This window comes from Limnospira sp. PMC 289.06, assembly GCF_032350395.1.
Classification (GTDB): domain Bacteria; phylum Cyanobacteriota; class Cyanobacteriia; order Cyanobacteriales; family Microcoleaceae; genus Limnospira; species Limnospira platensis.
In genome coordinates this window covers 150,021-160,579 of sequence record NZ_JARPLC010000001.1, presented here as the reverse complement: position 1 = coordinate 160,579, position 10,559 = coordinate 150,021, and the positions used below count along the sequence as shown (strand labels likewise).

The window sequence follows — 10,559 nt, the reverse complement described above, 5'->3', positions numbered from 1 at the left end:
TATTGTCGTTGGTCGGCGAGGTTACCGCAGAACCCGCCCCTACAATTATTAATTAATTACCCGGTGGGGTGGGGCGGGTTTATTTATATTGTCGTTGGTCGGCGAGGTTACCGCAGAACCCGCCCCTACAATTATTAATTATTAACTATGGGATGTTGTTTAATTCAGGCTGGGGGGATATATTTAAAGTCCTGACTTTAATATCCTGATAAAATTCATCCTGGGATAACTCTACCTTAGACTGAGCCGATAATAATAACAAAGCCCAAAAAACCCCAACTCGATCATGTTTAGAATGAGAAACAGGCGGAGTATTTGCGGCTGACTCTGGGAGTAAATTGGTGGATTCTATAGGGTTGGGGATGTGTGTTTTCTGCTTACCAATCAGATTAGACCACAGAACTAATAATTGTTCAAGTTCTAACCAATCGCCTTGGAGGTCTACACCTTCAGCCCGGAGAAGTTCATCTAATTTTCCAGCCATTTCTACCAGGTTTTCTTGGTGTGCTAATTCAGCGATCGCCTTAGCGGCTTTATTTTTATTAACAGAAACATGACGACGGGGACGGGGACGACTCTGGTGCTGGGCGATCGTAGCCGCCATTAATTGCAGTTGATCAATCAACTCTTGAAGTGTTACCTGACGCTTTTGGGGAACCTTAGCCACAGCACGGCGGCGTAACTGTCGTTCCAAATTCTGAGGACGCAGCCACTCAGTTTCTGACTCTGACCCCAAAAATTCTAACTCTCCGGTAATCATAGCATCATCATCCCCAGGCTCATCGGAATCCATCAGGCTATCCGCCTTCAGTAGCACCAGCATAGAAGCATAAAGAAAGGCTTGACCAGATTGGGAAAGTTCTACAAACTGATTATTCGAGACCGAATCAACACCCGGAGTCAGTTGGCTGAGATAGCGATCAATCACCTCAATCACCCGCACATCCCAAGGATCTATTTCTCCCTGTTTAGCCAAATCAATCAGCAGTGCAATTCCTTCGGACAGGCTGGCTAAAGCGTCCTGGGGTGTGTCAGAGGTCATAGGCGTTGTTTCTCCGGTCGGCTTGGGTGTGAACAGGAACTTGTGCTTACTACTATAGCTGGATGCTGGCTTTCCGCATTATAGCATAAGGCTATTAGGGCTGACTTAGATATTTTTGATTACAATGAATATGATGGTCTCTAGTATGTCTGAGTTTAACTGATCATGGAATCTTTAAAATCCGAAGCCTTGTCTTATTTAAAAACTGCCCTAGATAACCCTGACGCTACTTTCCGAGATGGACAATGGGAAGCGATCGCTCGTCTAATCGACCACCGAGAACGTTTATTAGTCGTCCAGCGCACAGGTTGGGGAAAAAGTTTAGTTTATTTTTTAGCCACCCGTTTACTTCGCCATCAAGGAGCCGGTCCCACTTTATTAATTTCCCCCCTTCTAGCTTTAATGCGGAACCAAATTCAAGCCGCCCAAAGAATCAACATTCAAGCCGCCACCATCAATTCTAGCAACTCGGAAGAATGGTCAATAATTGAGCAACAACTGCTGGCTGGAAGTATTGACATTTTACTAATTTCTCCCGAAAGATTAGCCAATCAAGACTTCCTGGATAATGTGATGATGCACACGAAAAAGTTGGTTTATTAGTAGTAGATGAAGCTCATTGTATTTCCGACTGGGGGCATGATTTTCGTCCTGATTATCGCCGCATTATTCGCATTATTCAAGGCTTACCCCCTAATATTCCTGTCTTAGCAACTACGGCAACCGCCAATAATCGCGTTATCCAAGATATTCAAGCTCAATTAGGTGAAAAACTCACGATTTCTCGCGGCACTTTAACTCGCAAAAGTCTGAAACTGCAAAATATTTATTTGCCAACTCCAGCGGAAAGGATGGCTTGGTTGCTCGAATATTTACCCCAACTTCCTGGCAGTGGAATTATTTATACATTGACGGTCAGAGACGCGCGGAAACTAACCAATTTTTTAAAAAAAAAGGCATTAAATCCGCCGCTTATGATGGTCAACTTGACAATGAATTGCGACAAAAATTAGAAAATGATTTATTGGCTAACCAACTAAAAGTCTTAGTGGCAACCACAGCTTTAGGTATGGGTTTTGATAAACCGGATTTAGGCTTTGTTATTCATTATCAAAGACCTGGTTCAGTTGTCCATTATTATCAACAAGTCGGTCGAGCCGGACGTGCTGTAGATGAAGCCTATGGTATTTTATTAAGTGGAAAAGAAGATGAGGAAATCACTAATTACTTTATCAAAAATGCCTTTCCTTCCTCACATAATATCCAACAAATTCTTGAGGCGCTGCTGACTAAAAATGAATTATCAGTGCCTGAAATTGAACAAAGTGTCAATATCGGTCGTGGTCAAATTGAGAAGGTGTTAAAATTCCTGTCTTTAGAATCTTCTCCCCCGGTAGTTAAACGCAAGTCAAAATGGTATGCTACCCCGGCAGCATTACGTTATCAACTGAATAGTCATAAAATTGATGAAATTACTCGTATTCGAGAGGAAGAACAGGCGGAAATGCGAGACTATATGAACAGTCAAGAATGCTTGATGCAATTCTTACAATGTTCCCTCGATGACCCCAACCCAGCACCCTGTGGAAAGTGTGCGGTTTGTTTAAATCGACCCTTACTCAAAACTACCTGTAACCAGGAGTTAGTCAAGGAAGCTATTGAATATTTAAAACGCACCTATCAAACGATTGAACCTCGCCGACAATTTCCCAAAAATGCCTTACTTGAATATAATTTTAATGGCAAGATTAGTCACCAATTACAAGCAGAAGCGGGACGCAGTTTGTGTTGTTGGGGTGATCCGGGTTGGGGGGAACAGGTACAACAAGGAAAATATCAAAATAATCACTTTGATGATAAATTGGTAGAGGCTATGGTGGAGATGATTAACAAATGGCAACCGCAACCTTTCCCTACATGGGTAACTTGTGTTCCTTCCCTAACTCGTCCCCATTTGGTGCCAAATTTTGCTGAAAGAGTAGCCGTTAGATTAAATTTACGCTTCCTTCCAGTTGTGGAAAAAATCCGTGAAACACCACCCCAAAAAAAGATGAGCAATAGCTATCAACAAGCCCATAATTTAGATGGTGCTTTTCGGATTAATTATCAGGAAGTTCAACCAGGGTCTGTATTTTTAATTGATGATATGGTAGACTCCCGTTGGACTGTAACTATAATTACTGCACTGTTGCGACAGTCGGGAAGTGGTCGGGTTTTTCCTGTGGCTTTGACATTAAATTCTTTTAGGTAATATCAATGTTACTAAGGATTAGCAAATATTCCCGAATAGGGTGACCTCTCAATTCTGCAAATCTCGATTTTTTGGGTTTATGTCAAATCATCAATTATCCCAGGATACTCAGGGTATTTTACTTCTGTGCGGGAGTTTTGGCAAGAGTCGTAATCACTCCCCGCAACCGTTAAGTTTAAGGGAATATAATCTGCTGGCGGCGGCATTGCGATCGCATCAAATGACTCCCGCTCATCTATTAGCACCTGATGGAGAACAGAAATTATGCTCCCTGAATCATTCTTTAGATAATCAACGAATTATCGAACTGCTACAGAGAGGATTTTTACTAACTTTATCATTAGAAAAATGGCGCAGTCAAGGTCTGTGGATTGTAAGTCGTAGCGATCGCCATTATCCCCAGCGTTTGAAGCAGCATTTAAAATATCTGTCTCCCCCAATTTTATATGGTGTAGGTAACCTGGAACTATTGAATAAGGGCGGGTTAGCTATAGTAGGTTCTCGTAATGTTAATGAAGCAGTATTAAGCTATACCCAACAATTAGCCCACATTTCTGCCCAACAAAATATACAGGTAATTTCTGGAGGTGCGAGAGGCATAGATAAATGTGGGATGTTATCCTGTTTAGAAGCCGGAGGAACTACGATTGGGGTTTTGGCAAATAGTTTAGGGAAGGCATCTTTAGAAAGTGACTATCGGCAAAGTCTTGATGAGGATAGACTAGCGCTAATTTCCCCCTACGATCCAGAAGCTGGTTTTCATGTGGGTAATGCCATGGGACGCAATAAATATATTTATGCTTTAGCTGATTATGCTGTGGTAATTAGTGCAAGTTTTAATAAGGGTGGCACTTGGAGTGGGGCGGTAGAAGCCCTAAAAAAACTACCAAATATACCTGTTTTTGTGTGCCAAAATAGCCAAAATCAAGGCAATATGGAATTATTGAAACTAGGGGCTAAACCTTTCCCGGAAATGTCTGGGAAGTTGGATTTATTGGATATCCTGAAGCCAGGGGAGACGGAAGATGCGGTAGAAGTGGAACAAATGGCTTTAGATTTCGCGGTAAATTTAACACCTGAAAATCCCGCCCCAACTCCTATATATGTAGATGTAAATCCGACACCTACAGAAGCACCTAATGTGAGTCCATCCCCGGAGTTATCAGAGGCTAAAATTGATGTATCTATGGATATTTATCAAGCGGTTTTACCAATAATTTTAACACATCTACAGGAGCCGATAGACGCGAAAAACTTAGCGAAATTATTAGATGTACAGTACAATCAAATACAAGCCTGGTTAAAGCGAGCTATAGAAGATGGTAAGGTGACTAAATTAACGAAGCCGGTTCGCTATGTGAGTTCAGAGTGTAATAGATAATTATTGATGTTGCGGTTGATGTTAAATCAAACACGGCTACAAAAAGGCTATGGGGTGCCCTGGCTGTTTAGGAATTCTGAGGCACCCAACTAGATGTAATGGACTGGAGATTTAGAAGCGTTCACCAATACCGAAGTGGATCTGATTTCCGCCTTCATCATTAATCCCATAATCAATCCGAATTGGACCCAAAGGGGACTGAATGCGAACGCCACCACCGAAACCAATGCCACTTCCGGGTTTACCACGAATACCGCCAGGATTTCCTTGGACACTGCTTTGAGTACCCAAAGCATGGGCACCATCAATAAATAAAGCGCCGCCAATCAAAAAATTAGCAACAGAAAAGACTGGGAAGCGATACTCGACGGAACCCAAGACAAAACTGCGGGCGGCGGCTAAAGCACCTTCACGCCAACCTCGGACAGTGTTAGCACCCCCCAAGGGGAAGGCTTCATAGGGTGGGAAATCGCCCATAATTGTGCCAGCTTGAATATTGAAAGCTAAGGCTTGGGGTGCGCCTGGAACCAACTGTAAGAAATCAACGGGGATATAATAACTATAACTACCTCGGACGCGATTAAAAAATATATTCCCGGAACCTATGGGAATCGATTGTTCTGTTCCGAAGCGAAAAGCATAGCCACTGGTGGGAATTTGGCGATTATTACGGCGATCGGTGGCCAACCCAAACTGAACGGTAAATAAATCATCCTCGCCAGACTCACTAGCGGAAAGAAGTTTACCTCTCTCATCGCGGGGGGTGATACGTTCACGAGAATCTGTTACCTGAGCGCGTTGATATTGAAAACCCAAGGAAGCCACCCAGTCGGGGTCAACAAAAGGATTTTCGGCAAAGGGACGGGTAAAACTAATACCACCACCAGTCCGAATTACCCTAGGGCGGTCTTCATTAGGGAGTCTAACATCTTCGGAGCCTTCCTCAAAAACTAGAGAAATCCCACGGCGGCGAAAAGCATTAACAGTGTAGGAGGTGCGGTAAGGGTCTCCAGCAATCCAAGGGTCTGTAAAGCTCAAATCGACGAGTAAAACCTGTTCACCAACCTGCACTTCGGCGGCTAATTGGTGATTATTTCCCCCCAAGTTGGCTTCACGATAGCTAAGAGTTCCAAACAAACCGGTGGCGGAACTGAAACCACCCCCAAAGGCGACGGACCCAGTGCTACGTTCAATGACATTAACAATCATATTAGCCTTGGTGGGGTCTTCGGGGGCAGGTTCAAGCTGAAGTCGGACATCATCAAAAATGCCTAATCTGAATACCCTACCTAAGTCCTGTTGAATAGTTGCTTGGTTAAAGACATCTCCGGGCTGCAACTGAATTTCACGGGTGATAATAAAGTCACGGGTGCGACCTGTAACGGGATTACCGTCAGGGTCGGTTGGGTCTCCATCAGCATTGAGGAAACGAACTATAATCTCGGAAATTACGCCCTCAGCGACTCTTAAAGTTACTACCCCCTCTGTGGTAACGTCTGGGGCGGCAATTACCTGGGCGAGTACATAGCCATTTTGTTGGTACCAGGTTTGGATATCGTCGATCGCCTCTTCAATGCGTCGCAGGTTGATAATTTGACCGAATTGATTAGCAAAACTAGCATCAACGACCTCGGAGGGGAGAACCTGATCTCCTTCGATAATAACCTGCTGTAGGGGAGGGTTAGGTTCGACATCAAAAGTGACTCTGACTCCCAGGGGGGTATCTTCTGGGACAGCTCGGACGTTTCTAAATAGACCGGTGGCAAAAATGGCATTAATATCTTGTTGGAGTTGGGAACGGGTAGCGGTGCGTCCTGGTTGAACTGCGATCGCCCCATAGACAACATCCACCAACTGCTCATTATCAGTTCCCGATACGAGAACTTCAGCAATTAGCACATCAGGTTCTCCCGGCTGGCCTGTTCCGGGGACTGATGGCGGTAGATTATTTTGGGCTAACTCCAGATTTTCCTGGCCCCTAGTGCCGTCGAGGCTGCAATGTTCACACTCGTAGGCGATCGCCTGCATCAAATTAACCACCCATTGAGGCTCCCTAGACCAGTCTTCTGATGGCCTTACCCCGGCGGCGCGCTCCTGAGACACAGCCAAAGGTGTCTGAGGGGTCAATAAATGGCTTTTGGTGGAACTATCCAAGTCTTGTGGAGAGTGAGGGAGCCTAAACTTTGACCTTTCCTGAAGGTTAGCAATGGCTATTTGGTCTGCTGACGGCATGACATCAAAATTCGCCTGTTTTGACTCCGGCTTACCCAGAGAGGGTTCAAAAGGCGAATATACTGGCGTGGGTGGATTTTCCGACCAGGAGGCGAGACCCATTTCCACCTTGGTCGAGGCAGGCTCCTTGTGTGCCTGTGTTCTGGCGCTGGCGGTGCTGTCGGACGCTACAAGGCTATCATCGACGTTTTCCAGTGCTACCAATGGGGAACTTACGGACCGAGGAAAATCTGCCAGTTTCTGGTAGTCGTTATTTTTGAGTTGAAATAGGGGAAACTGGGTCGGGTCTGAGCTGGTCGTCCCCGATTGGACAGAAGGGATAGCGATCGCTTCTGACTCCTTATGAGCATCGTTAGACTGATCAGAAACTGCCAAAGACCCTTGATAGTCATTGAAAATCAGTGGAGGGGTTTTACCACTAGCAGAATTTGATAGCCCAAACGTTGCTGAAGTTGCCAAACAGGCAACCCAGAAAGAACAGAAGCCCATGTTATTGACATTCTTGGACATCCACACACCAAATAATCAGCCATCGATCATGTTACAACCTCAAGGTGGAAAAATTCCTTTTCCCGTCCCAGATACCTGACCCAATCCGCCATGATCAGGCATTTTGCCCAATTTATTTATAGGGCGATCTGTTGAGGCGGGTTCCTTCTTTGCCCCGGTCAGGGGGCTGATCGTAGAACCCGCAAGTTCAACCCAGACGACTGAGAATCCTAGCTAATACTTGCTGATAAGCACTCTCGACATTTCCGAGGTCATTACGGAAGCGATCCTTATCCATCACCCGGAGGTTAGGGTCAGTTTCGGCTTGGTCCCAGAGGCGACAAGTGTCAGGGCTAATCTCATCAGCCAATATTAACTGACCATCAGAGGTAATGCCAAATTCTAGCTTAAAGTCTACCAGAGTGATACCACATTCACTGAAAAAGTCACTCAAAATCTGGTCAATCTGGCGGCTGAGGTCTTCCATAGATTTAAGCTGTTCTGGGGTCGCCAAATTCATCACCAAGAGGCGATCGCGAGTTAGTAGAGGATCACCTAGCTGGTCATTTTTATAGCAAAATTCCACCAAAGGGGGCTGCAAAACTGTTCCCAGGGGAATTCCCGTCTGTTTACACAGACTCCCTGCGGCGATATTACGAACAATCACTTCCACAGGAACAATCTTCACCCGTTTGATCCGCATTTCATTAGGACTAGGGGTATCAATGTAATGAGTGGGAACACCCGCCGCCTCTAGGAGTTTGAACAGATGACCAGACATGGTGTTATTAATTTCACCCTTCCCTTTAATCGTCCCCCGTTTCTGGGCGTTAAATGCTGTGGCATCATCCTTATAGTAAGCCAGCAACACCTCTGGGTCATCAGTGGTATAGACGATTTTGGCTTTCCCTTCATACAGTTGTTGTCGGTCAGAGATATCAGACATATAGCGCGATGGTTAAGTTAGTATTTTGGTAATTGCTACCGGGACTGTGCCATCAGAATAACTGATCCGCGTCCCTGGACTCGATAGTGATTCCCTTGAATTGGGGGGGCTGTTTTCTCGGTACAGAAATCATTGGGGACTGCTAAAGCTGTATCCACAATACGATACCACCGTTGACCTTTTGGGAGAATAGGTATCTCAAACAGGAGGGGTTCCCAATAAGAATTGAGCATAATATGAAGATATTCCTGTTTTTCGGGATGTCGTAAACTAAAGGCAATACTGCGGGAATAATCTGCCCAATCGGGTTTATTTAAGCGTACCCCATGCCATGTAATGTTAGGTAATTTACTATTGGGGTCCATGACTAAAATGCTTTCAATCCGAAAAATTTGCAGTCTTTGGGTAAATCGGATCAGATTTTTCACAAATCGCAATAGTTCCGGGTGTTTACCGACATCACTCCAGTCAAACCAACCTAACTCGTTATCTTGACAATAGGCGTTATTATTTCCGTTTTGGGTGCGGCGGACTTCATCACCCATTAACAGCATGGGAGTTCCTTGGGATACTAACAGAATTGTCCACAAGTTTTTCATTTGTTGATTGCGTAGGGCTTCGATATAGGTATCATTAGTTAAGCCCTCAACTCCACAATTCCAACTGCGATTATCATTGTGTCCGTCCCGGTTATTTTCACCATTGGCTTGATTATGTTTCTGGTTATAGGAAACCAAATCATTGAGGGTAAAGCCATCGTGACAGGTGATAAAGTTAATGCTACAATGAGGTTCGCGATCGGGTTTGGGGTAAATATCTGGACTCCCCATAATTCGATAGGCTAGGCGTTGGATTTGTTTGGGTTCACTTTTGACAAAACTGCGAACATCATCCCGAAATTGTCCATTCCATTCGGTAAAGCGATCGCCTGCAAAAGACCCCACCTCATAGAGTCCCCCAGCGTCCCAAGCCTCAGCAATTAGTTTGGCTCCCGCCAATACCGGGTCAGATTTAATAATCCATAAAATCGGCGCATCTTCCATGGGTGTACCATCACGATTTCGCGAAAAAATCGATGCCAAATCGAACCTAAAACCATCAACGTGCATCTCCGAAACCCAATAGCGGAGACTATCAATAATCATTTGTCCCGCGATTTCATGGTTGGCTTTAATGGTATTTCCGCAGCCACTATAGTTGCTATAAAAGGACTTATCCTCCTCTTCCAGCATATAATACATAGAATTGTCAATCCCCCTAAATGAGAGAGTCGGACCATTCTCATTTCCCTCGGCGGTGTGGTTATAAACCACATCTAAAATAACCTCAATACCCGCTTTATGAAGGGCTTTTACCATATCGCGAAATTCATCAACAGGTCCGAGGGGGTCGCGCCGAAAACTATACTGTCTATGGGGTGCGAAAAAGGAAACGGTACTATAACCCCAGTAATTTTTTCGAGGGGGAACAGCATCTTGTTCATCAAATTGGTGAACTGGCATTAATTCTACTGCTGTGATTCCCAAGTCTTTTAGATAAGGTATCTTATCAATTAAGGCTGCATAAGTTCCTCGTTTAGACGGGGGAATACCTGAGTTGGGATGGCGGGTAAAACCGCCCACGTGCATCTCATAAATGATGGTTTGAGAATAGGGTATTTCCAGACGCTTATCATCTTCCCAATCATAAGTTTTTGGGTCTACGACTACGGCTTTCATAGCCTTAGCACAGTTATCACCACGTTTTGATGCAGCTTCCCGACTATAGTTTTCGGTATTAACTACAGCTTTAGCATAGGGGTCAAGCAGTACCTTATCCGAGTCAAACCTATAGCCCAATTCTGGCTCAAACATTCCATAGGCGCGATATCCATAAATTTGCCCCGCCTTAATGCCTTTGACAAAAATATGCCAGTAGTAGAAAGTTTTATTATACTGAGGTTCAAACTTAATTATATGGCTAGGTTTGGCATCATCTGGGGCATCAAAAAACAGTAACTCTAAAGATGCACAAGTTTTGGAAAATAAGCAAAAATTGACCCCATCAGGATAAACTGTAGCACCGAGGGGGAAACTCTGACCGCGCCCAATATCAGACTTCATTAATTAATCGACTCCTTTTCAAATCTTAGAGGTTTTAATATTCTCAGGTTAAATGCAAACCAACCGGAGACTGTTGAGGTGGGTCCTCAAAGGCTGTATGTAGCAACCAGGCTTTA

Annotated in this window: 8 protein-coding genes; 4 read left to right on the top strand and 4 right to left on the bottom strand. The window is 44.5% G+C overall.

The window, feature by feature from the left end; all coding sequences use genetic code 11:
• Positions 1–145: 145 nt before the first annotated feature.
• The gene (locus tag P5674_RS00730) at positions 146–1,042 is read right to left on the bottom strand and encodes a segregation/condensation protein A (RefSeq protein WP_014274023.1); all 897 of its coding nucleotides are present in this window, start codon (positions 1,040–1,042) and stop codon (positions 146–148) included.
• A 165-nt stretch (positions 1,043–1,207) separates the two neighbouring features.
• Between P5674_RS00730 and P5674_RS00725 the strand changes: the two genes are divergently transcribed.
• From P5674_RS00725 to P5674_RS00710, 4 genes are all read left to right on the top strand, one after another.
• Positions 1,208–1,645, top strand: a complete 438-nt coding sequence (locus tag P5674_RS00725) for a DEAD/DEAH box helicase (RefSeq protein ID WP_014274022.1) — start codon at positions 1,208–1,210, stop codon at positions 1,643–1,645.
• Between the two features lie 20 nt (positions 1,646–1,665).
• The gene (locus P5674_RS26515; RefSeq protein WP_373869260.1) at positions 1,666–2,055 is read left to right on the top strand and encodes a hypothetical protein; all 390 of its coding nucleotides are present in this window, start codon (positions 1,666–1,668) and stop codon (positions 2,053–2,055) included.
• Positions 1,950–3,293 (top strand): helicase-related protein, encoded by a 1,344-nt coding sequence (locus P5674_RS00715; RefSeq protein ID WP_373869259.1) that lies wholly within the window; start codon positions 1,950–1,952, stop codon positions 3,291–3,293. The genes P5674_RS26515 and P5674_RS00715 overlap by 106 nt, the downstream gene beginning before the upstream one ends.
• Positions 3,294–3,372: 79 nt before the next feature.
• Complete coding sequence (locus tag P5674_RS00710; RefSeq protein WP_014274020.1) at positions 3,373–4,674, top strand: DNA-processing protein DprA; 1,302 nt, start codon at positions 3,373–3,375, stop codon at positions 4,672–4,674.
• A gap of 111 nt (positions 4,675–4,785) precedes the next feature.
• Here P5674_RS00710 and P5674_RS00705 read toward each other — a convergent pair whose 3' ends face one another.
• The 3 genes from P5674_RS00705 to glgX all read right to left on the bottom strand — a co-directional run bounded on the left by P5674_RS00705 (position 4,786) and on the right by glgX (position 10,443).
• A complete protein-coding gene (locus P5674_RS00705) occupies positions 4,786–7,416 on the bottom strand; it encodes a cell surface protein (RefSeq protein WP_006622505.1) in 2,631 nt (876 codons plus the stop codon).
• A gap of 187 nt (positions 7,417–7,603) precedes the next feature.
• Positions 7,604–8,341 (bottom strand): phosphoribosylaminoimidazolesuccinocarboxamide synthase, encoded by a 738-nt coding sequence (purC, locus tag P5674_RS00700; RefSeq protein WP_006622504.1) that lies wholly within the window; start codon positions 8,339–8,341, stop codon positions 7,604–7,606.
• 35 nt (positions 8,342–8,376) lie between these two features.
• Positions 8,377–10,443 (bottom strand): glycogen debranching protein GlgX, encoded by a 2,067-nt coding sequence (gene glgX, locus P5674_RS00695; protein WP_315669713.1) that lies wholly within the window; start codon positions 10,441–10,443, stop codon positions 8,377–8,379.
• Positions 10,444–10,559 lie beyond the last annotated feature (116 nt).

Bases quoted from the DNA above. Each gene is read 5' to 3' on its own strand.
- purC (WP_006622504.1), bottom strand. From the start codon at position 8,341: ATGTCTGATATCTCTGACCGACAACAACTGTATGAAGGGAAAGCCAAA.
- glgX (WP_315669713.1), bottom strand. From the start codon at position 10,443: ATGAAGTCTGATATTGGGCGCGGTCAGAGTTTCCCCCTCGGTGCTACA.
- P5674_RS00725 (WP_014274022.1), top strand. From the start codon at position 1,208: ATGGAATCTTTAAAATCCGAAGCCTTGTCTTATTTAAAAACTGCCCTA.
- P5674_RS00710 (WP_014274020.1), top strand. From the start codon at position 3,373: ATGTCAAATCATCAATTATCCCAGGATACTCAGGGTATTTTACTTCTG.
- P5674_RS00705 (WP_006622505.1), bottom strand. From the start codon at position 7,416: ATGTCCAAGAATGTCAATAACATGGGCTTCTGTTCTTTCTGGGTTGCC.
- P5674_RS00730 (WP_014274023.1), bottom strand. From the start codon at position 1,042: ATGACCTCTGACACACCCCAGGACGCTTTAGCCAGCCTGTCCGAAGGA.